This window comes from Negadavirga shengliensis, from assembly GCF_042652345.1.
In the GTDB taxonomy this organism is placed as follows: domain Bacteria; phylum Bacteroidota; class Bacteroidia; order Cytophagales; family Cyclobacteriaceae; genus Negadavirga; species Negadavirga shengliensis.
Window position 1 is genome coordinate 53,636 of record NZ_JBHSJJ010000015.1, and the last position, 21,708, is coordinate 75,343.

The window sequence follows — 21,708 nt, forward strand, 5'->3', positions numbered from 1 at the left end:
AAAACAAATCAAAAATTTAAACGGCAACCCCGCTTATCAAAGATTGAATGGTTAATTTTGAACAACGCTATTTTCCTGAAACCCGCCATGGAAGCAATAAATATACTTTTGGTAGAAGATGATGACAGGCTGGCCTCACTGCTAAAAAGGCAACTGGAAGAGATAACTTACCGGGTCACAGTTGCCTATGATGGGCAAATGGCCAAAAAGCTATTTGCCAATGAAAAATACAACCTGGTCATCACCGACCTGATCCTTCCCCATATAAACGGGATAGCACTCTCCAGGGAAATAAGGAAACTTGACCCGAATGTCCCCATTATCATGTTGACGGCTTTAGGCACTACCGATGACAAGGTGGAGGGCTTCGATGCCGGAGCCGACGACTATCTGGTAAAGCCATTTGATTTTAGGGAACTGCAAGCGCGAATCAGGTCTTTGTTAAAAAGAACATCCGGGCCTGAAAAATCCGCTCTGCCAACCAATCTTTCTTACAAAGACATCAGAATGGACCTTAACGAAAAAAAGGTATACCGAAACAACCGGGAAATCCATCTTACTCCAAAAGAATTCAGATTAATGGAGTATTTGCTGCAGCATCCTGAGAGGGTTTTGACCAGGGATGAGATCGCCAGTGAAGTATGGGGAGTGACTTTTGATACAGGCACAAATTTTATCGATGTGTACATCAACTACCTCAGAAAAAAAATGGACAAACCTTTCGACGAGAAACTGATTCACACAAGACCGGGTATGGGTTTCATCCTCACATCATCATGAGCATACAAAAAAGGCTTACATTACTTTTCACCATTCTGACAGGAGGAATACTGGTGTTTTTTTCCATTATGGTGTATTACAGCGCGTCAAAAAACCGTCTGGCCGAATTCTACATTACCCTGGAAAAAGAGGCTCACACCAAAATCAACCTGTTGCTGGATACGCAACTGGATGCCGAAACCTTGCAAACCATTTATCTTAAAAACAGAGAAATTCTGTATGAGGTGGAAGTGGCCATATATGATTGGGACCGGAACCTGATCTACCATGATGCTGTAGATATCGACTTTGTAAAGGAAACTCCCGCCATGTTGGATGCTATCAGTGAGAATGGGCACATTCGGTTTGTCCAAGACAAATGGCAAGTCGTGGGGATTCTGTTTACATTTGAAAGGGAGCAATATCTTATTACCGCTGCCGCATATGACGAGTATGGTTACAGTAAGCTGGCCAGTTTGAAAAACACCCTTCTACTTGGGCTGATTACTGCCCTGCTGGCGTTGTTTTTTATTGGCAAATACTTCGCCCGGAAAGCCCTGCTTCCTGTTGCTGAAATGACACAAGAAGCCCGGAAAATATCTGCCTCAAAGCTGGATCTTAGGATAAAAGCAGGCAACGGACACGATGAAATAGGCCAACTTGCCTTGACATTTAACCAAATGCTGGAAAGGCTGGAAAAGTCCTTTGAATCCCAAAAGCAATTTGTTTATCACGTAGCCCATGAACTAAGAACCCCATTATCCGCCATCATTTCGGATCTGGAATGGAATCTGGAAAGCGAGAGAACCCGGCGAGAGACCCTCCGGTCCCTCGCCAATACCCTTGCGGATGCCAGAAAAATGGCCAAATTGTCCGGTAGTCTGCTTGATTTCGCAAAGGCGGGCTACGACCGTTCCGAAGTCAACTTCAGGAACGTTAGGATAGACGAAGTCCTCCTGGATGCCAGCCAGCAAGTACAAACATCCAATCCGGATTTTAAAATTGACGTGAATTTCGAAGCAGATATGGAAAATGAAGAAGCGGTCACCGTTTGGGGAAATGCTTACCTTCTTACCATCGCCTTTTCCAATCTGATGGAGAACGCCTGTAAATTTTCCCCAGACCACAAATGCCATATCACCATTTCCCATAAAGGCAGCAATGTACTTTTGGCATTTCGCGATAAGGGAATCGGTATTTCCGAGGAAGAACTGGAACAAATTTTCACTCCTTTTTACAGAGGATTAAATAAAGATTTTGCTTCCGGAGAGGGCATAGGATTGGCTTTGGTGCAGAAAATCGTGCAAATGCACCAGGGAAGAATCTCTGTTTCATCGATCCTTAATCAAGGAACCGTTTTTTCACTGGAGCTACCCAATATCCTTCAGTCCAACGGATAAATCCGGTCGGGGGGTCAACCGACAAACACCCCGGCTACAAATATGACCCATCCAATTGGTGTAAATCTTTCTAATAAAATTCTAATCTTTTTTTAAAGGAATTCTAAAAGGGGAATAAAGCTTCCTACAGTACTTTTGCACCGTTGATAGCCTTTCAAGCTTCCGTAATCCCCTTTACAGGACCTTTGGCTTGAAAATGAAAGAGGAATATTCAAGGCTCCCCGATTCAAAATTAATCATACAACGCTTGGTTCATATGAGAAAAATACTGTTGACCCACTTTTTTTTATATGCCTTTCTTATCCATGCCAGCTCCCAGGTAATTGTCCCCACACTTAGGGAAGCCACTCACCTCAATGCGGATAGGCTGATTATTGCAGACACCATCAGTTTGCCTTTTGAGGTTTCCCCGGAGAAGCGTCTTTCCAACGAAGATATTCTAAATAAGAAAGAAGGTCTTTTCGTAACCGGCCTTCCCCGTTTTGAATTTGATCCCATAAGGGGGTTCGGTGTGGGCGGTAATGTCTTCCTTTTTCAGAACAACGATAAAAATGATCCCCTGTTTTATTATACCCCATACCGGTATAGCGTAAATACAGAATTCTTTGTGTTTGAAAACGGGAGAGTCAGGGCAGCTATCAACCTGGATATTCCCTACATTTTCAATACCAAGTGGAGAGTGCGGGCCGACGCTGTATTCTGGGAAGATCCCAATGCACAATACTGGGGGATTGGGAGATCCTCATTGGACCCGTTGCGTTTTTCCGACAAATCCAAAGGTGAATACGGCCCGGACCGTCCTTTTTCCAGGCTGGCGGATTATGAGAAAAACCTCAGCCAGGCTATACCTACCTCAGGTGCAGGTTATCGCACGGACACCCACTACAATCAATTTATCCAACGGGAACGGCTGTATAACCTTCTCTTTGAAAGGGTCGAGCTAGGCGGAAAACTCAGGATCATGTTCGGGTATGAGGCATTATTTACAGCCTTCGAAGATTACACGGGCAAAATAGCGGATGAAGCTTTCAGCTTTACTACAGGGGAAGAGGTGGAAGCTATAAACAACCCAACGTTGGTTAACAAACAAATCAACGATGGTACCTGGGACCGGTTTAACCTTTCGGGTTTTTCAGACAGCTACCAGTTTACCAGTATGCTGGCCGCAGCCCTTATTTATGATACAAGGGATCTGGAACCCGACCCTTCCAAGGGAGTATTTCTGCAGTACAGCCATGAATATTCCGCACCGTGGCTGGGTTCTGATTTTGATTTCAATAAATTCATGGTCCAGGGGCAAGTCATCCATACTTTTCACCGATGGAAAGATGGCCGGAACAGGCTGACCTTCGCAGGACTTGCTGCTTTGGGACATATTTTCGGGCCAAACATTAATTTCATCGAAATGTGGGACCTGTCCAGCCAGGCAGAAGCAGGAGGTATTTTGGTACTTGGAGGCGGAAGATCCCTCAGAGGATATAGAGAGGCCCGCTTTTTGGCACCCACTGTGGGTCTGGTAAACCTGGAAATGAGGGCAAGGCTCTATGATTTTACCAAGCTTAACCAGCACTTTGCTTTGGGTCTTACACCCTTTTACGATTTTGGATCCGTATGGAACGGCCTTGGAGACATCAACTTAACAAAGTGGCGAGGAGCCCCCGGTATAGGAGGCCGGATCGCCTGGAACCAATCCACCATCCTGAGGCTGGATTACGCCAACAGCCGGGAAGGCGGGCAGTTCTTCTTCGGTTTTGGACATATATTTTAGAGAAGTGATGGCTAAACCTTCAAACCTTCCAGGTTTTGGAAACCTGGAAGGTTTTTTCACTTTTACAGAAACTTGGTTGATCAAATGAATGAAAAATACTATTTTCTGGTGGGCTTGTTGGCCATCTTTCTTCTAAATGGGTGTAAAACCCAAAGGGTATTGGAGATCAAAATTCCCTATCAGGAAGAATGTCTAGCTGTATTGAACTACAGTCCATACGACATGCCCATTCCGCTAACAGAATTGAAACTCTCACAGAACTTAATTACCTATTTTGATCAAAGATCGCTTACGATTGCCAATGCCATGGGCATAATGGACGATTTGGATCTTTTGTTGGGGTACAATCAAAAAGAAAATGATAACAGCACCGTCTTTATCCAAACCTTGCAAAAGATACAGGCAAAAGTTACCAAGACCAATCTGGAAATATCCTCTATCACTTCCGCGATCGATTGCGAAGAAGAAAAAGCAGAGCAGCTATCCGTGTTTTTGGAACGGCGATTAAGAAAATCAGAAAGGAATCTCACCGTAGGCGCCATTGTAACCGGAGCTCTGGTAGGCTTAAGTACAGGAACGATCCTTATGGCGGGGGGCAGTGGATTCATCATTGAAGCCATAGGGATTTCAGGAGGGCTAGCAGAAGTTTTTCTTGGATTAAAAATCCTCAAATTGGAAAACATGGTTTTTATCCAACATCCCAGAAATATCCTGGCAGATGTCAAGGAGAGCAAATCCTACTCCGACTACTTACCTCCTGCCATCTGGTATTACCTCAATCACCAAAACACTTCCAGAAACGGGACTACATTAAGAGAATTGTTGCTTCAAAGATGGGAAGCCTATTCTGATAGTATCGGGGAAAAGGAAGTATATTTTTTGAAAGAAGGTTATTATACCACGGATATGTTAAAAAACAGGGCGGATATGCTGGATCAACTGGAAGCCCAAATCGGCCTGATGAATCAGGATATCCTCCACTTTGTCATTCAGCTGGAAGAATTAATAAACCTGCACCAAGGTATTCCGGGATAAACCCCCTTTCGGTCTTTCCGGAATTTTTCGCTTATTTTGGACCATGATTAGGATTTACACGGACGGTGCGGCCAAAGGCAACCCGGGAAAAGGGGGTTACGGAGTGGTACTTTTATATAAAAACAGGAGAAAGGAACTTTCCGAAGGCTTCCGGCTCACCACCAACAACCGCATGGAGCTCCTGGCAGTTATCAAGGCGCTTGAAGCCTTAAAAGTAGAGGGCATTCCCGTTACCATCCATTCTGACAGCAAATACATAGTGGACGCCATTCAAAAAGGCTGGCTGTGGAGTTGGCAAAAAAAGGGATTCAAAGACAAAAAGAACGTGGATCTGTGGAAAAGGTACATTCCCCTCCACCTCAAATACAAACCGAAATTCATATGGGTAAAGGGGCATGACGGCAACATTGAAAATGAGCGCTGTGACCGGTTGGCGGTAGAAGCAGCAAACGCCCTTGACTTAAAAATAGACGACGTTTACGAAGCAGAAAAAGGTATCTTGTAGTCATGGCCAACTCCTACTTCCAGTTCAAACAGTTCCTTATCCATCAGGAACGGTGCGCCATGAAGCTCAGCACGGATGCCATGATGCTGGGGGCGGTGGCTGAACACCCCCTGCCCTCCCATATTCTTGACATTGGAACAGGCACAGGAGTGCTTGCGCTGATGCTGGCACAAAAATATGCAGAGGCCCGGATTCATGCCGTGGAGATTGATCAAGACGCCGCTGAACAGGCAGCTGAAAACATGAAATTAAGCCCTTGGAAAGGCAGGCTTTTGGTATTTAAGGATGCTTTCCAGTCATTTGCCATGCTCAAAAACCACCAGTATGAACTCATCGTAAGCAATCCGCCTTTTTTTCCAAACCATATCAAATCCACTGATGCCAAAAGAAACGTGGCCTTGCACAGCGATGAACTCACTTTTGAAGATTTACTGAAAGGGGTGGCCAAGCTTTTATCCAGCAAAGGTCTGTTCTTCCTGATCCTTCCTCCAAGGCAAATGCAGGATGTAAAATTGCTGGCGGAGCACAACAGGCTGTACCTGCAAACGGCCACCACTATATATGACAACCCCAACGCCAAACCGTTCAGAGAGATTTGTTCGTTCGGCAAAAACCGCGTTGAAACCCCTTTATTCAAAATTTTCTACATCAAAGAACCTGATGGAAAATACACCGCTGAATATCGCCGGCTCCTGAAGGATTATATGCTTCATTTTTGAAAGGGAATGATTTTTGGTATCTTGAAAAAAGTTGGTTAACCCCTATAATTTCTTGCTAATACTCCTTAAAATTAAGGAACAACCAGCACGCAATCTGCTTAATCTTTTTATATATGATAGTAAGAAGAAACTTAAAATTCAAGCTCATCCTGTTTTATACCTGGAAGCAACTCCTGTACTATATCCTGTTATCCACTACTGTTTTTATTTTGCATGAATATTACCAAGTGGTTTTCTTTGATATCCCCTCCTATACCATTGCGGCGCTAGGTACTGCCGTGGCCATTTTCCTGGGTTTTAAGAATGACCATGCCTATGATAGGTGGTGGGAAGCAAGAAAAATATGGGGCCTGATGGTAAACTACAGCCGTGCCTGGACCCGCCAAGTAATCACGATGATTATTCCCCAGTCACCGGAAGAAGAAACAGAGGTACAGCGTCTTCATACCATCATGGTATATCGCCACATCGCCTTTGTGAATGCCCTAAGGGTATTTTTAAGAAGACGGCTTCCCTATAACCCCGATCAAAAAGAACTTTTCCAGGACGAAAACACCTATAGGGATGCCCAACCTTTTTTGGACCGGTCTGAGTATGACACCTTCAAGAATAAAGATAACCCGCCCAACTTTTTGCTTCAAAAGCAGGGGGAAGACCTGAAGATGGCCTATCAAAGAGGATGGCTCTCCGATTACCGTTTTGTAAAAATGGAAGAAACACTGGTGGATTTTAATGACATCCAAGGCATGAGTGAACGGATAAAAAACACACCGCTTCCACGACAATACACTTTCTTCTCAAGGGCTTTCGTAATCATTCACTGTACACTATTGCCCATGGTATTTATCAGCGAGTTAGGTTGGAAGACCATCCCTATCTCCGTGATCGTGTCCTTTGTGTTCCTTTCATTAGATCTCATTGGAGAAAGGACCGAGGATCCTTTTGAAAACAGACTTGAGGATACACCCATGACCTCGCTGAGCACCACCATTGAAACCAACCTGAGGGAACAGTTGAATGAAGACAAATCCAGCTTCCCGGAAAAATACAAGATAGAGAACGGGATTGTATTCTAAACATCCGTGCGTTCCCTTTCCAAAACGGTTTCCTCAAACCTGATCCCTTCCCTTTCCAGTTTCTGAAGAATGGGGAGATATATTTCCTTTATCGTGGGAAGCAACAACCCCCTCCGCTCAAACTTCCCTTCCAAAAACATCTCCACCGCCATTCCCAAGGGTAATCCCACGGTTTTTGCCATGGCTGTATAGGGTTGTTTTTCACCTTTCACCACCAATGAGCTGTTTATTAGTTTGATTGTTTTTTCTCCTCTCACTTCTATCAAATGCTGCATGAGCACCAAATCCTTGTCCTCCGGGTCCAACCGCCATTTATCCTCCAGTATACGCTGCAGGATCCCGGCAGGACTACCCTGGCTTATTTGAAGTCTTTCGTCGCTGAACAATCCCGTCCAGGCAATCTTCTCCAAGATATCATCATCTACAAAGGGAAGCAGCAATCTGATTTTCTCCTCCACCCGCAGACTTGGGTCATAGGGCAGAAAAGCATTCGTGAACATCCTTTTGGTGAAGCCATCCGGCAGCTCCAGCCGATAGGAATCATCCGTCATGCCAAGCTGCACAAAAACATCCCAACTCCTGCAGAAACCAATCCTACGAACCGTGCCCCTTAAGATGGTGGGGATGTTTTCCAAACCGTAAATTTTCCTATAAGACAGTGAATCCCTGTTAGGATAGGCCTCAAAAGTCCCCAGTCCGGGAAAGTCCAGTTTCTCGGTCCTTCTAAAAAGCATGTGGTAAGGGATGAATTTATAATATCCGTTTCGTATGAAACTGGAAACCCCCTGACCGGCGAGAATCACATTTTTTGGATTCCAGGTAAATTTATACTGCCAGGGGTTGTCTTTTTCACTGCCTGGTGCCAAAAGCCCTCCACAGAATGATTTTAACAGGAGGATTTCATTATTGTTTTCCTTTTCCCTGTCAATGATATTCATGGCGGACATATGATCCAGCCCCGGGTCCAAGCCGCACTCATTGAGAAAAAACAGGTTGCGTGCCCGAACTTCGCTTGCCATATTTTTGAGCTCCCCGGACTGGTAGGAGGCTGAAAAAAAATGCTTCCGGTATTTTACACAATCCCTGGCGATCAGGGGGTGAAGACCCGGAGGAAGCATGGAAACCACCGTGTCGGCCTGCTTGATCATTTCCTCCCTAGAACGGTCATCATGTATATCCAATTCCACAGCCTGGGTATGGGAATGATCACCCAACTTCTCCTTAGCTGCATCCAGCGATACATCAGCCAAAAACAGGGTGTCGCCCCTTTTTCCAGTGGCTTTCACCAAATAGTCTATTAAAAAAACGGAAGATTTACCTGCTCCCAATATGAGGATATTTGCCATAACCATCGAATCCAGAAGTTCTTAAATTATAATATCCCCATTTTTTTCTTCATAAAAAAAAAATAGGGATATTTCAGTGGCTTGGCACCGAAAATGCACTGGCAGGTAACCCATTGGCCGGTTTACCATATGGTGCACTAGGTCATTGTTTAATCCTGGATGCCTATTTCTATCCCTAATACGAAGAAAACGATAATGGAAAAGAACATTACTTTATATGAACACACGTTTTTAAGTCTGAACAGTGAATACCAGGAATTAATCCGGCTTGCTAAAATCGCTTCGGAAAATGCCTATGCGCCCTATTCCAACTTTAAAGTGGGGGCTTCTGTCCTGCTTGAAAACGGATTGACATTCAGTGCCAATAACCAGGAGAATATATGCTTTCCTGTCGGGATCTGCGCAGAACGGATTTTATTGGGGTATACCCACGCCAATTACCCTACAGTGAAACCACTCATGCTGGCCATAGCGGCGAAAAAGGCGGATAATACCGGCTATGCCACGGTTACCCCGTGTGGCCTTTGCCGGCAAAGCATCAGTGAATATGAGAGGAAATTTGCACACCCCCTGGAAATCATCATGTATGGACCGGAGGATAAGGTATATATAGCAAAGGGGATAGATCAGTTGCTTCCCTATAAATTTGAGAGCCTCAACAAATGACAGGCCCACCTTGATGCCATGTAAAAAATAATCCATCCCTTTTCCGCAAGCAATTTGGCCTGTTCAAAACATATTATGGAAAAGCAAACGCCTCAGATATATTTTAAGGTGAAATAAACAGCAAAATAGAGAAAAGGATATTTTTTGTTTTAATTTTGACCATTATGAGATGGATTTACAATCTTTTTATAGGAGGAATGACGACGGCGATCAGACTAGGAAGCTCAAGCACACCAAAGCTCAAAAGGATGCTGCAGGGAAGGGAAACTGTTTTTCCGGTGGTCGAAGCATTTCGGAAATCACATCCAAGTCCGCTTTTGTGGATTCATGTAGCGTCCCTGGGAGAATATGAGCAGGCAAAACCAGTCATTCGGACGTTCAAGTCGCATTACCCGTTCTGGGCCGTTGCGGTCTCTTTCTTCAGTCCTTCCGGATATGATAATGTCATCAAAAAAAAACAGGAGTTTGTGGATTTCATCACTTACCTGCCTTTTGATACGCCCCAAAAGGCCAAAAAATTCGTCGCCACCTTGTCTCCCAACGTCGCCATTTTTGTAAAATATGACCTTTGGGCCAACCACATCAGGGAGGTGGGAAAGGAAAACATCCCCCTGTATTTAGTGGCGGCATCTTTTAGAAATGAGCAGGTATATTTCAAATTTTATGGCGGGTTTTTTAGAAATGTACTGAGGTCCTTTGACCATATTTTCACCCAGAACGAATATTCGGTGGAACTACTCAAGAAAATAGACTGCGAACAATGCTCCGTAGCCGGAGACCCGCGGTTTGACAATGTGGCAGCCATCAGCCGGCAACCGAGGTATTTTCCCGAAATAGAAGTTCAAATAAAGCAGCCGGTAATGGTACTGGGAAGTGTATGGCAAGAGGATATGGATATTTTGATTCCATTTATCAATGCTGCTGAAAATATCCAGTTCATTATTGCTCCGCACGATATCCACAGCCCTGCCATGGACAGGTGGCGGGCTGCCATTAAAAAGACCTCCCTGAAATATTCCGAGATGCAAGACGAGCTGCCGAATCAGGCATGGGAAGTGCTTTTTATAGACAATATCGGGATGTTGTCTTCTCTCTATCAATTTGCCCAATGGGCATATGTGGGGGGAGCCTTCGGAAAGGGGCTTCATAATATCTTGGAACCCCTTGCATTTGGTATCCCTGTGATCTTCGGTAAATTAAAAAAAGTTTCTAAATTTCCCGAAGCGGCCATCAGCGAATCCTATGGTTGCGGTTTCCCTGTAGATTCCCTGGCCTCCCTGGGGAGAACGATGGGTAAATTACATGAAAAGGAGGCTTATCAAAAAGCATGCAGGGCAGCTAAAAAGCTGCTGGAAGATAACCAGGGCAGCGCGGAGAAGATCGTTTCTGAAATAAAAAAACAATTGGAATGGAGAAAGGTAGGGTAATCAAAACCACCGGTTCCTGGTACATGGTACAGACGGACAGAGGCTTAATCCAGGCCCGGCTGAGGGGTAAATTCAAGCTGGAGGACCTGAAACTTACCAACCCCATTGCAGTAGGTGATTGGGTCGAATTGGAGATGGAAAAAGACCAGCTTACCGCCGTCATCACCCAAATTCTGCCGCGCCAAAACTATGTCATTAGAAAATCCACCAGAAAACAGCATTTCTCTCATATCCTGGCATCCAATGTGGACCAGGCCTTCCTGATCATTACGGTACGGGATCCCAGGACTTCATTGGGATTTATTGACCGGTTTCTGGTCAGTACAGAGAGCTTCCGGATACCCGCAAGCATCATTGTCAATAAATCCGATGCCCTCAAAAAAGAAAAAGACCTGGAATACCTGGAACTCATCAAAGAAATTTATGAACCACTGGGTTATCCGGTCTTCTGCCTATCGGCCCTGGAGGACGAAAATGTTTCCGATATCCTCCAGCCTGCATTGAGTGACAAGACCACCCTCTTGGCAGGGCATTCGGGAGTGGGTAAGTCCACTCTGCTCAACCGTTTGGTGCCTGAAGCCAAGCAGGCCACCAAACCTGTATCCAAATTCACCTCAAAAGGCGTGCATACCACTACCTTTGCCGAAATGTTCCCCTATGGAGATAAAGGTTATCTGATAGACACCCCCGGAATCAAGGAATTCGGCATTCTGGATATAGAAGAACATGAGCTGTCCCATTATTTTGTAGAAATGAGACAGTACCTCGGGCAATGCAAATACAACAACTGTAAACACGTCAATGAGCCGGGATGCAAATTGCTGGAATTATTGGAAGAGGGATATATCCACCCCTACCGGTATGATAGCTATCTTAAAATCATGTATGAAGAGGACAGCTATCGGTAATTTAAATGAAAAGAGGCTGGCACCCTCTAAGACAACAATTTAATCCATCACTTTGAAACCATGCGCTTTTGATTTAATTTCCATTTTTAATTCCATCTTAGACGCAGATTATAATGAGCGAGCAAATGACATTGGTACTGAACCATAAGCAGATCCAACAGAAAATCACCAGGATAGCTTATGAAATATATGAGCGCAATGTAAAAGAGGAAGAACTCATATTTGCCGGGTTAACAGGAATGGGATATGTTTTGGCAGAATTGCTCATCGCAAAACTGAAGGAAATAGCCCCGTTCAGGATAAAACTGATTAAAATACTTTTGGACAAGGACAACCCCAAAGTGGGTGAGGTCAGTCTTTCTGAAGACCTGCATTTGCAGGGAAGGTCCATCATCATTGTTGACGACGTGTTGAATACCGGCAAAACCCTTGCCTATGGCATAGGCCCATTTTTAGAAGCCGGTGTCAAAAAAATGGAGGTTGCCGTGTTGGTCAATAGAAGCCATAAGCTGTTTCCGGTGGCTCCTGATTACACCGGTTATGAGCTGGCCACCACACTCAGTGAACACATTACCGTAAAATTGGATCCCGGGGCCGCTACCGTACATCTGCACTAAAACCATCCACTATGTCAGTCCACCAATCTTCCCATATCAAACGGATCACCACGCATATACTCCAGGAGATGAAACACCGCGGGGAAAAAATATCCATGCTCACCGCCTATGACTATTCCATGGCCGGTATTGTGGATGCCGCAGGGATAGATATGATCCTGGTCGGGGATTCCGCCTCTAATGTAATGGCTGGCCATGAAACCACCCTTCCCATCACTTTGGATCAGATGATCTATCATGCCACCTCGGTGGTCCGCGCGGTCAAGAGGGCCTTGGTGGTGGTGGATATCCCCTTTGGTTCCTATCAGGGCAACAGTTCGGAAGCCCTGAGATCCGCTATAAGGATCATGAAAGAATCGGGGGGCCACGCTATAAAAGTGGAAGGGGGAGCCGAAATCAAAGAATCGGTGGTCAGAATACTCAGTGCCGGGGTACCTGTCATGGGCCATTTGGGACTTACTCCCCAATCGATATATAAATTCGGCACCTATACCGTGAGGGCCAGAGAGGAAGATGAAGCCAATAAACTTGTTGAGGACGCCAAAATCCTGGAGGAATGCGGATGTTTTGCCCTGGTGCTGGAAAAAATTCCCGCAAAACTGGCCAAAAAAGTGGCGGAAACCATCCGTATCCCCGTGATCGGCATTGGTGCGGGCGCTGATGTAGACGGACAAGTTCTGGTGTTGCATGATATGCTGGGCATCACCCAGGAGTTTCAGCCCCGTTTTCTGCGGCAGTATGCTGATCTGAGAGGCACTATGCTCAACGCTGTCGGAAACTATATCAAGGATGTAAAATCCGGAGACTTTCCCAACGAAAAGGAAAGCTATTGACAATGGGGTACCTACAAAAAAGTGGGAAGTTCAGTTCTATTTTCCCTCTAAAAATGCCAGCAGGTCTTTAAGGTCTTGGTCCGTCAACCGTTGTTCCAGGCCGTCGGGCATCAAGGAAAAAGCAGACATGCCGTAATCAGCGATGTCCTTTTTATCCACAGAAATAAAACCTTTGGCCTGTGTGTAAAGTTTGATATCGTCATTTCCCACGTCTATTTGCCTCCCCTCATAATAGGTCCCGTCGCTTAACTTGATATACCATCCCTGCCATTCGGGGCTGATTTCCTGGGAGGGAAGCAGCAACGAAGAAATCAGACCTCTTCGGTCCTTGGATTTGCCCACATTGGTCAGGTCCGGCCCCAAATCCCCTCCTCTCCCATTCACCGCATGACAGGTAGCACAGAGGGCGGTCTGGGAAAAAAATACCCGTCTTCCCCGCTCCTGATCCCCTTGACCATCCAGCAATGTCTGCCATTTCTCCAGATCTTGGTTTTCCGGTCGCCCCGGCAATTGCTGCTCGACTGCCAATATCAATTGCTGATAGAAGGCCTCACTTTTTCCTTGGTTTACCTTGGCCAACAAGCGCTGCATGGCGGCTTTTACCTCGTCATCCCCCGCCCTGCTCTGTAGGTATCGGGCGGCCTCTATCCTTACGTGCTCGTTTTCCGCCTCGAGAAGGGGGATGACCCTTTGCCAATTGTCCAGAGGCTGCCCGGAAAGCGATAGCAATGCCTCCGCACGCTGGGATGCCGGTTGACCGGCGTCCATACTGATGGCCAACAGGCTTTCCGCCACCTCTTTATCCGGAATGTCGGACAGTGTGCGGATGATTTCCAGCCGGACTGATTCTCCCCTTTCTTTTTCCAGGAATTCCAATAGAAAAGCTATGTGATCAGCAGGGTGCTCAAGATACCTGAGTGCCGCCGCCTTCATGTTCGATGGCCGGTTTTTGTCAGCTAAAAGGGAAGCGATGAAGTTTTCAGGCAAATTTCTGGGAATGTTTTTCGAAACGGTTTTTGTTTTGTTGCTATAGGCTTCAAGGAATTCCGGCTGCAGCAGCTTGATGGTTTCCAAATAAGTCTCAAAGTGCGCCGGGGAGAACCCTTCTTTTTCCAGGGCTTTTTCCAAATGAGGCCTAAGCCCGACCATCCCCTCCTGTCCTACCCAGATCATGGCCATGCTTCGTATTTCCGCATCCTCGTCCTCCAGAAATTGCCTTGCGAGGAGTTCCTTTTCCGGATGGTCCGTTTTTTTTAAGGACAGCAGTATGCCCAATCGCACGGCGGGGTCAGGATCTCCCACCGAAGATACCAGCCTGTCCCAAAATTTTTCCCGACCCAGCCCTCTTATGGCCGTGTGACGGGCATAGGGATCATCGGAAACAAGGTTTTCTATGAGCACATCCCATTCCTCACCGGTTAAGAGCTTTCCCAACTCCTCCACTTTCGGATGGGGCAATGGCCGATCATAAAGATTTCTCTTTTCCAAAAGCTCAATGCCTTTCCTGGCAGAGAGCTTCCATATCCGTCCCCTTCCGTGATTGGGATAGTACCGGAGTACCCAGTCGGTGATGAAGACATTCCCTTTGCTGTCAGTGGCAAAGGCCACCGGCCTGAAATCAGGCCCGCCTTCGAGTACAATTTCCGTATCTCCTTTAACAGAAAGGCCCTGATCCGTTAAATTGATGCTGACTATGCGGCTTTCCTCCCAAATGGTGCATAACATTTGATCATGATAATCAGCGGGAAGGCCGCCCAAATTGGCATTCAATAAACCTGAAGGCGCTTCTCCTAAGGCAACGGCATAAGGCAGGGTCCCCGGCAATTCCCCGTTCCACGCCAGATAAGGATGGATGCCGCTTCCGCCAAAAAGAGACTGGTAACCGAAATCAGCATCCAGAACAGCGTGTACCAGCCGGTTCGGACCACGGCTGTCCGGATCGTTATCTGCCACCAACAACCGGCCATAGTTGTCGAATTTCAGGTCAAAGGGGTTCCAAAAGCCAGTGGCAAATTCTTCGAGCTGGGAACCGTCCGTTTTGGCACGCATGATGTTGCCGCCATCTCCATAGCCCTCCACACGGGATCCGTCTTTGGCCTCGAATATCCAGTGAGCACCGCCGGTATTTCCCCTACCGATATACATCCACCCCTCCGTATCAAAAGTTATACTGAGAATAGCTGCATGGGCATATACATAATCCGGTTTGACCAAACCAACCAGTTTTTCCCTTTCCTCGCTTACGCCGTCTCCGTCTTTGTCATACAGTGCCCAAACATCGCGGGAAGTCACCACATGCAGGTGTCCCTCCGGAGAAAATGCCAGGTTAAGCCCCTCAATTATGCCCGTAGCAAACTCCGTTTCCTTGTCCCATTCGCCATCCCCGTTGGTGTCTTCATAAATTTTGATGATATCATGTTCTGGCCCCTCATAATCCCTGGGGGGCTGATGGGTATGGGATTCCAAAACAAATATCCGGTCATTTTCATCCACAGCGATGCCTATAGGAGTGACAATAGCCGGGTCCTCCTTCATCAACGTCAGTTCCAGGCGGGAATCCAGCACTTTCACCCCTTCAACCGTCTGATAGGTGGTTTCAAGGGAGGATTGACAGGACATCACGATGAGAACAAAGGAAATTAATGTAAAACAACTCTCAGTAATACCAGATGGGCGTCCTTTCATTTTGCTGCGTTCTATGACATGATCCAGCGTCATGCTGGGAAAAGCGGGATGGATGTTGATTAAGTTTGATATTTCTCGAAGAGGCGGTAAGCACGGGTGAGGTCCTGAACCAATGTATCTTCATTCCGGGGAGGTGCCATTTCCACGAGCAGATACCCTTCATAACCGTACTCAAGCATGCGCTGCACCACAGCATCATTGTTGGTGACGCCTTCCCCAAAATTGACAACTTTATGAACCCCCATACTTTCCGTATCTTTAAGGTCAATGTGCATGATTTTGGAATGGAATTTTTCCACCACTTCCATCAGGTCCACGTTTGCCCCATCAAAATGGGCGTTGTCCATGCACATCCCCACATGGGTTGAATCAACGGCCTCAAAGATCCGCTCATAATCTTCTATGTTTTCGATATTGTTGTTGGCGTGGTTTTCCACCAGCACCAGCACATCCATCTCCTCTGCGGCCGGAGCTAATTCTTTCAGGATATTGATGACCGCCTCAAGACCCCCCTGCTGTCCTCTTCCCGCACCGGTGAATTTTACTCTCCGGCATCCCAACTGCCGGGCCACTTCCATGTTCCACAGCTTGTGGGCCACATCTTTGATGATATTGCCGTTGGCACCAAAAGAACTTCCCTGAACACATATAGGGGTCAGGCCATGCTCCTCGCAGCGTTTCTTGATGCTTCGGATGCCTGATGGGGTCAGGTTTCTTGCATACCAACAATTAAATTCCACGTTTTTGAACGGCAACTGGGGGATAACCTCGAATGCCCTTTCGAAATTTTTGTCCTCAAAACCGTCACAGGTGATGGTGGCGACGGCAAGCTCTGTTTTTTTGCCAGGGGATTGGCCTGAAACAGAAGGGGCAAAGGAAGACGCTGTGGGCAAAAGTCCCACACCCGCCATACCCAGTCCTGCTTTTTTTAGAAATGTTCTTCTTTGGTTGTTTGGATTCATTGTAAAATGCTGTCAGCTACCCAGCTAAAATAAGCAATATTCTCTATCCCGAAAACTTAAAAAAGATAAACCTCGTCACAGCCACCTCCGGTCTCACCGTACCGTCTGCCTTCTCACGAGGTTTGGGAAGTGGGGATCAAGTTTATTTTGAAAAAACAAATCCTTGGCCCCGGGTGTAAGTTTACCGTCCTGTGTCATCCTCCATTTCCCCAAACCATACCGTGGCATACCCTTCATAAATCCCCACTCCGACAGCTCTCCAGTCTGCATCCTTAAAGGGTCCGAGATTGGCAATCACCGCATGGTGGCCGGGGCTTTTTTTCCAGACTTCCAAAGCATCGGCCGCCAGGACGGCGTGCGAATGCCAGTAGACGATTTCGTAACCGTTGCTATCGTATCCTGCTATTTCCCGGGGTTTATCCCACATGCATTCTGGGTTTTTATGGTTGTCCCGGTAGCAGCAAGCCGTCCAATTGCCTGCTCCGGACCAGCTGTGCATGTTGCAACGCCTGTTGTGGCTGTGGTTTTCTGCGAGGTCTTTGGCATGTACCTGGGCAACCTTGGTGAGGGAAGCAGATAGTGGGACTGAAGGTAAGCCCCGGCTTTCCCTATACTCATTGACCAATAGGAGCAATTTTCTTTCTTCATTGGAAAGCATTTCAATATTGGATGGCGTTTGCCATTCAAATGAAGGGTTCGCCAAAAAAGACAACACCAGGAGAACAGTATAAAACAGGTTATAGATCATGGTCAATCAAACATTCCAATCATGCCATATGAACGCAATTATACTCATATTATTTAGAACCTCCTAAGGCAGCTATTCTGATAAAGGAACTTTGAAAAACCTTTTTTTTCCGTATTTTAGCCACCAATTTGAAAACAGGAACAGTTTTTAACGATAATCAGAAAATACATAATCATATGAGTGAAAAAAGCCCCAAAATTCTTTATACACTGACTGATGAGGCTCCTGCCCTGGCCACCTACTCGCTGTTGCCAATTATCAAGGCCTTTACCGATTCTGCGGGAGTGGCTGTGGAAACAAGGGACATTTCCCTTTCGGGCAGGATCATCGCCAGTTTCCCGGAATTTTTGAAAGAAGAACAAAGAATAAACGATGATTTGACCGAATTGGGAGAGATAGCCAAGACCCCTGAAGCCAACATCGTTAAACTACCCAATATCAGTGCTTCGATTCCTCAGCTTAAAGCAGCTATCAAGGAACTCCAGGCTAAAGGTTATGCTTTGCCGGATTATCCCGATGAGCCGAAAGACGTACAGGAGAAAAACATCAAGGCCCGGTATGATAAGATTAAAGGAAGTGCCGTTAACCCGGTACTCAGGGAAGGCAATTCCGACCGAAGGGCTCCCCAGGCAGTAAAGCAGTTTGCCAAAAACAATCCGCACAGCATGGGCAAATGGCGTGCTGACTCCCAGTCCCATGTGGCAAGTATGAGCGATGGAGACTTCTATGGAAGCGAAAAATCCCTTACCATTCCTGAAGCTACCACGGTAAAAATAGAACTGCATGCCAAAGACGGTTCCGTTCAATCGCTGAAAGAAGGCTTATCCTTGCAGAAGGGCGAAGTAATCGATGCTGCTGTCATGAATGTGGCCACACTCCGGAAGTTTCTTCAGGAACAAAAAGAGGAAGCCAAAAGACAGGGCGTTCTTTTTTCACTCCATATGAAAGCCACGATGATGAAGGTTTCCGACCCCATCATTTTTGGCCATGCGGTCACGGTATTTTTTGCGCCGGTATTTGAAAAACACGCGCAAACGCTGAAGGAACTGGGTGTGGATCCCAACAATGGGTTCGGAGATCTGGTGGCCGCTTTGGCAAAGCTTCCAGAGGACAAAAGAAAGGAAATAGAGGCTGATATAGAAGCTTGCTACGCGGACAGCCCGGATCTTGCCATGGTGAATTCCGACAAAGGTATCACCAATCTCCATGTGCCAAGCGATGTCATCATCGATGCCTCCATGCCGGCCATGATCCGGTCAAGCGGACAAATGTGGAACAAAAACAACCAGCTACAGGACACCAAAGCGGTCATTCCGGACAGGTCATATGCGGGGGTGTATCAAGAGACCATAGACTTCTGCAAAAAGCACGGCGCATTCGATCCCTCCACCATGGGAAGCGTGTCCAACGTGGGGCTGATGGCCCAAAAAGCCGAAGAATACGGCTCTCATGACAAAACTTTCGAAATCCCCGCTGAGGGCAGTGTAAAAGTGGTTGACGCCTCGGGAAAGGTGATGCTGCAGCATGAAGTACAAAAAGGCGATATCTGGAGGATGTGTCAGGTAAAAGACGCTCCTATCCAGGATTGGGTAAAGCTGGCTGTAAACAGAGCAAGAGCCACGGGTGTGCCCGCAGTATTTTGGTTGGATAAAAACAGGGCCCATGACGCGGAACTGATCAAAAAAGTGGAAAAATATCTGGAAAACCATGATACGGAAGGCTTGGAGATTCATATTATGTCCCCCGTGGAAGCAACCCGTTTCTCTCTGGAAAGAATGAGAGAAGGAAAAGATACCATTTCGGTTACCGGTAATGTGCTGAGGGATTACCTGACGGACCTGTTTCCTATTTTGGAGCTGGGTACCAGCGCCAAGATGCTTTCCATCGTCCCCTTGATGAACGGCGGCGGCTTGTTTGAAACGGGAGCCGGAGGATCGGCCCCCAAGCATGTCCAGCAATTTGTGGAAGAAGGACATTTACGTTGGGATTCCTTGGGCGAGTTTTTGGCTTTGGCGGTTTCTTTGGAGCATTTGGGAAATACTTTCAACAATGACAGGGCCAGGATCTTGGGCGAAACGCTGGATCAGGCTACCGCCAAATTTTTGGAGAACGGGAAGTCGCCTTCCAGAAAGGTAAATGAATTGGACAACAGGGGAAGCCATTTTTATCTGGCTATGTATTGGGCAGAAACTTTGGCTAATCAGAATAAAGACCAGGCGTTGAAAGAAATCTTTGCTCCTGCTGCCAAAAAATTAGCGGACAATGAGGCGGTAATTATTGACGAACTGAATGCTGCCCAGGGCAGGTCCGTGGATATTGGCGGTTATTTCAAACCCGAAGAGGAAAAGACAAGCCGGGCCATGCGTCCAAGTAAAACGTTAAATGAAATCCTGGCTTCGTTGGTAGGCTAAGGTCTTTTTCAAATTATACCCGTAATAATAAATAAGCCCCGGAAAATTCCCGGGGCTTATTTATAACTTTAAAACCAACTAAACATCACAATTCCAAATCATAATAGGACCTTTGGCCATTGGGATAGACTCCCAGAATGCTGACCTCTTCTCCTTTATACCTTTTAAGCGCCTGCACGACATCCTCACTGTTCAGTATTTTGGTTCTTCCTATTTTTGTTATAATAAAACCTTCTTTCACGCCGGCACTTCTCCATCGATCGTTGTTGATGGCGGATACAGCTGCGCCGCCTTCCAACTCAAGCCTTTCTTTTATCCCTGATTTCAGATCTTCAAAAACCACACCTTCAAAGTCCATCGTCTTTGGCTGTTCTTTTATCACAACCCGGGTGTCGCCTGAAATATTTTTCAACGTGGCGGTGGTAGTCATTTCCTTACCATTTCTTAAGTACTTCACTTCAACCTGGTCACCAGGGCGTTTTCTTGCTACTCTTTCCTGCAAAGCGGAAGTAGTATACGTGGTAAACCCATCAATGCCAATGATCACATCGCCTTTTTTAAGGCCGGCCTCTTCACCTCCGCTGCCTTCGTTGACGCCAGCTACATAGACGCCCCGACTGGCATTTACTTTCTCGCCGATCCGTTCCTCAAGATCTGCATTTACATCAATAATGCTTACGCCCAGCAAACCTCTCTGAACCGCTCCATATTCCAATATGTCATCCATTACTTTTTTCACAATGGAACTTGGAACAGCAAAAGAATATCCACTAAACCCGCCGGTTCTTGAGGCGATGGCCGTGTTTATACCTATAATCTCTCCATTAAGGTTTACCAAGGGGCCCCCTGAATTGCCGGGATTCACAGCGGCATCGGTTTGTAGAAAAGCTTCCACTTGAAGCCCGCTTTCATCCCTAAGTATTCCGATATTTCTGGTTTTGGCACTGATGATTCCCGCTGTGACGGTAGAGTTCAGCGTATAGGGATTTCCGACCGCCAACACCCATTCTCCTACTTTGGTCTTATCAGAGTCGCCAAACGGGATATAGGGCAGGTTATTGGCATCAATTTTTAGGAGAGCAAGATCCGTCGTGGGATCCGTACCGATTACTTTTGCCGTAAACCTCCGGTTGTCTTCCAACGTAACGTCCACTTTTGTGGCATTTTCTATCACATGGTTGTTGGTGACAATAAAGCCGTCTTCAGAAATGATCGCCCCTGAGCCCGAGCTTCTCCCCTCTCTTGGAGGCATTTCTCCTCTGGGGCCGGGAGACCTAAATCCAAAGAACTCTTCCAATGGATCCACTCCTCTGGAACCGCTTACGGAAACGCTGCTTCTGACGTGCACCACTGCCGGTGTCACCTGCTCTGCTGAAGCAACGAAATTAATCCCTTCCGGAACCACAAAGCGATCATCATTCAACCAGTTCACAAAACTGGTGTTTTGTTTTTCTGTGAAATTGGTGGCAGCATTCTGCTTACTTTGCAGCAAACTCACTCCAAGGATGGCAACCAGCCCCCCAATAAGTGAGGCGAGAACGATGCCCAGGAAAAATTGCTTCTTATTCATTTGTATACCTTTCTTTTTTTATCCAACATCTTACACGTTATTGCTATTTGAATGTTGCTTCCAAAACAATGCCATCTTGTGTATATGCCCATGTTTTAACAGCATTTAACAGGCTAAACAGAAATTTAACATTGTTTTGGACTGCAGACCCAAATATCTTTCCCCATAAGGAAAGCCCGGCATGGCCGATAGACCTCCCAGAAACAAACCCCGCAAAAAACAATCCAATAGTCCCGGCGATTATTGTCCCCTTGAGCCTATTGCCGTTTTAAC

The 21,708-nt window shown here is 46.4% G+C and carries 18 protein-coding genes; 13 read left to right on the top strand and 5 right to left on the bottom strand.

Annotated elements, in window-relative coordinates; genetic code table 11:
• Nucleotides 1-87 precede the first annotated feature (87 nt).
• The 7 genes from ACFPFU_RS20365 (at nt 88) to ACFPFU_RS20395 (ending at nt 7,262) form a co-directional block, all read left to right on the top strand.
• Nucleotides 88-780 (top strand): response regulator transcription factor, encoded by a 693-nt coding sequence (locus ACFPFU_RS20365; RefSeq protein ID WP_377067568.1) that lies wholly within the window; start codon nt 88-90, stop codon nt 778-780.
• On the top strand, nt 777-2,159 hold the full coding sequence (locus ACFPFU_RS20370) for a HAMP domain-containing sensor histidine kinase (protein WP_377067570.1): 1,383 nt from the start codon (nt 777-779) through the stop codon (nt 2,157-2,159). The genes ACFPFU_RS20365 and ACFPFU_RS20370 overlap by 4 nt, the downstream gene beginning before the upstream one ends.
• Before the next feature lie 256 nt (nt 2,160-2,415).
• A complete protein-coding gene (omp85, locus tag ACFPFU_RS20375) occupies nt 2,416-3,927 on the top strand; it encodes an Omp85 family outer membrane protein (protein WP_377067572.1) in 1,512 nt (503 codons plus the stop codon).
• Nucleotides 3,928-4,011: 84 nt separating this feature from the next.
• On the top strand, nt 4,012-4,962 hold the full coding sequence (locus tag ACFPFU_RS20380; protein WP_377067574.1) for a hypothetical protein: 951 nt from the start codon (nt 4,012-4,014) through the stop codon (nt 4,960-4,962).
• Between the two features lie 43 nt (nt 4,963-5,005).
• Nucleotides 5,006-5,467, top strand: coding sequence for a ribonuclease HI (gene rnhA, locus ACFPFU_RS20385; RefSeq protein WP_377067576.1), 462 nt, complete (start codon nt 5,006-5,008; stop codon nt 5,465-5,467).
• Between the two features lie 2 nt (nt 5,468-5,469).
• Entirely contained in the window at nt 5,470-6,186 is a 717-nt protein-coding gene (locus ACFPFU_RS20390) for a tRNA1(Val) (adenine(37)-N6)-methyltransferase (protein WP_377067578.1), read from the top strand.
• 113 nt (nt 6,187-6,299) lie between these two features.
• Nucleotides 6,300-7,262 (top strand): bestrophin family protein, encoded by a 963-nt coding sequence (locus ACFPFU_RS20395; protein ID WP_377067580.1) that lies wholly within the window; start codon nt 6,300-6,302, stop codon nt 7,260-7,262.
• Here the strand turns inward: ACFPFU_RS20395 and ACFPFU_RS20400 are convergent.
• On the bottom strand, nt 7,259-8,608 hold the full coding sequence (locus ACFPFU_RS20400) for a saccharopine dehydrogenase family protein (protein ID WP_377067582.1): 1,350 nt from the start codon (nt 8,606-8,608) through the stop codon (nt 7,259-7,261). The two genes, ACFPFU_RS20395 and ACFPFU_RS20400, sit on opposite strands and share 4 nt — an antisense overlap.
• A 195-nt stretch (nt 8,609-8,803) precedes the next feature.
• Between ACFPFU_RS20400 and ACFPFU_RS20405 the strand changes: the two genes are divergently transcribed.
• The 5 genes from ACFPFU_RS20405 to panB all read left to right on the top strand — a co-directional run bounded on the left by ACFPFU_RS20405 (nt 8,804) and on the right by panB (nt 13,059).
• Nucleotides 8,804-9,274, top strand: a complete 471-nt coding sequence (locus ACFPFU_RS20405; RefSeq protein WP_377067584.1) for a cytidine deaminase — start codon at nt 8,804-8,806, stop codon at nt 9,272-9,274.
• Between the two features lie 164 nt (nt 9,275-9,438).
• Nucleotides 9,439-10,701, top strand: a complete 1,263-nt coding sequence (locus ACFPFU_RS20410; RefSeq protein WP_377067586.1) for a 3-deoxy-D-manno-octulosonic acid transferase — start codon at nt 9,439-9,441, stop codon at nt 10,699-10,701.
• Complete coding sequence (gene rsgA / locus ACFPFU_RS20415) at nt 10,683-11,609, top strand: ribosome small subunit-dependent GTPase A (RefSeq protein WP_377067588.1); 927 nt, start codon at nt 10,683-10,685, stop codon at nt 11,607-11,609. The genes ACFPFU_RS20410 and rsgA overlap by 19 nt, the downstream gene beginning before the upstream one ends.
• 113 nt (nt 11,610-11,722) lie before the next feature.
• Entirely contained in the window at nt 11,723-12,226 is a 504-nt protein-coding gene (locus tag ACFPFU_RS20420) for a phosphoribosyltransferase family protein (RefSeq protein ID WP_377067590.1), read from the top strand.
• Nucleotides 12,227-12,237: 11 nt separating this feature from the next.
• Nucleotides 12,238-13,059 (top strand): 3-methyl-2-oxobutanoate hydroxymethyltransferase, encoded by an 822-nt coding sequence (gene panB, locus ACFPFU_RS20425; protein WP_377067592.1) that lies wholly within the window; start codon nt 12,238-12,240, stop codon nt 13,057-13,059.
• 36 nt (nt 13,060-13,095) lie between these two features.
• On the opposite strand, the gene ACFPFU_RS20430 is transcribed toward panB, so the two are convergent.
• From ACFPFU_RS20430 to ACFPFU_RS20440, 3 genes are all read right to left on the bottom strand, one after another.
• Nucleotides 13,096-15,744, bottom strand: a complete 2,649-nt coding sequence (locus tag ACFPFU_RS20430; protein WP_377067594.1) for a PVC-type heme-binding CxxCH protein — start codon at nt 15,742-15,744, stop codon at nt 13,096-13,098.
• A 59-nt stretch (nt 15,745-15,803) separates the two neighbouring features.
• Nucleotides 15,804-16,706, bottom strand: coding sequence for a sugar phosphate isomerase/epimerase family protein (locus ACFPFU_RS20435; RefSeq protein WP_377067596.1), 903 nt, complete (start codon nt 16,704-16,706; stop codon nt 15,804-15,806).
• 181 nt (nt 16,707-16,887) lie between these two features.
• A complete protein-coding gene (locus ACFPFU_RS20440) occupies nt 16,888-17,454 on the bottom strand; it encodes a CAP domain-containing protein (RefSeq protein ID WP_377067598.1) in 567 nt (188 codons plus the stop codon).
• A 176-nt stretch (nt 17,455-17,630) separates the two neighbouring features.
• Here ACFPFU_RS20440 and ACFPFU_RS20445 point away from each other — a divergent pair, with 176 nt between their 5' ends.
• Nucleotides 17,631-19,865, top strand: a complete 2,235-nt coding sequence (locus ACFPFU_RS20445) for an NADP-dependent isocitrate dehydrogenase (protein WP_377067600.1) — start codon at nt 17,631-17,633, stop codon at nt 19,863-19,865.
• 85 nt (nt 19,866-19,950) lie between these two features.
• Here ACFPFU_RS20445 and ACFPFU_RS20450 read toward each other — a convergent pair whose 3' ends face one another.
• On the bottom strand, nt 19,951-21,435 hold the full coding sequence (locus ACFPFU_RS20450; RefSeq protein WP_377067602.1) for a Do family serine endopeptidase: 1,485 nt from the start codon (nt 21,433-21,435) through the stop codon (nt 19,951-19,953).
• Nucleotides 21,436-21,708: the final 273 nt, after the last annotated feature.

Bases quoted from the DNA above. Each gene is read 5' to 3' on its own strand.
- ACFPFU_RS20380 (WP_377067574.1), top strand. From the start codon at position 4,012: ATGAATGAAAAATACTATTTTCTGGTGGGCTTGTTGGCCATCTTTCTT.
- panB (WP_377067592.1), top strand. From the start codon at position 12,238: ATGTCAGTCCACCAATCTTCCCATATCAAACGGATCACCACGCATATA.
- rnhA (WP_377067576.1), top strand. From the start codon at position 5,006: ATGATTAGGATTTACACGGACGGTGCGGCCAAAGGCAACCCGGGAAAA.
- ACFPFU_RS20405 (WP_377067584.1), top strand. From the start codon at position 8,804: ATGGAAAAGAACATTACTTTATATGAACACACGTTTTTAAGTCTGAAC.
- omp85 (WP_377067572.1), top strand. From the start codon at position 2,416: ATGAGAAAAATACTGTTGACCCACTTTTTTTTATATGCCTTTCTTATC.
- ACFPFU_RS20450 (WP_377067602.1), bottom strand. From the start codon at position 21,435: ATGAATAAGAAGCAATTTTTCCTGGGCATCGTTCTCGCCTCACTTATT.
- ACFPFU_RS20440 (WP_377067598.1), bottom strand. From the start codon at position 17,454: ATGATCTATAACCTGTTTTATACTGTTCTCCTGGTGTTGTCTTTTTTG.
- ACFPFU_RS20420 (WP_377067590.1), top strand. From the start codon at position 11,723: ATGAGCGAGCAAATGACATTGGTACTGAACCATAAGCAGATCCAACAG.
- ACFPFU_RS20435 (WP_377067596.1), bottom strand. From the start codon at position 16,706: ATGAATCCAAACAACCAAAGAAGAACATTTCTAAAAAAAGCAGGACTG.
- ACFPFU_RS20390 (WP_377067578.1), top strand. From the start codon at position 5,470: ATGGCCAACTCCTACTTCCAGTTCAAACAGTTCCTTATCCATCAGGAA.
- ACFPFU_RS20430 (WP_377067594.1), bottom strand. From the start codon at position 15,744: ATGAAAGGACGCCCATCTGGTATTACTGAGAGTTGTTTTACATTAATT.
- ACFPFU_RS20410 (WP_377067586.1), top strand. From the start codon at position 9,439: ATGAGATGGATTTACAATCTTTTTATAGGAGGAATGACGACGGCGATC.
- ACFPFU_RS20370 (WP_377067570.1), top strand. From the start codon at position 777: ATGAGCATACAAAAAAGGCTTACATTACTTTTCACCATTCTGACAGGA.
- ACFPFU_RS20400 (WP_377067582.1), bottom strand. From the start codon at position 8,608: ATGGCAAATATCCTCATATTGGGAGCAGGTAAATCTTCCGTTTTTTTA.
- ACFPFU_RS20365 (WP_377067568.1), top strand. From the start codon at position 88: ATGGAAGCAATAAATATACTTTTGGTAGAAGATGATGACAGGCTGGCC.
- rsgA (WP_377067588.1), top strand. From the start codon at position 10,683: ATGGAGAAAGGTAGGGTAATCAAAACCACCGGTTCCTGGTACATGGTA.
- ACFPFU_RS20445 (WP_377067600.1), top strand. From the start codon at position 17,631: ATGAGTGAAAAAAGCCCCAAAATTCTTTATACACTGACTGATGAGGCT.
- ACFPFU_RS20395 (WP_377067580.1), top strand. From the start codon at position 6,300: ATGATAGTAAGAAGAAACTTAAAATTCAAGCTCATCCTGTTTTATACC.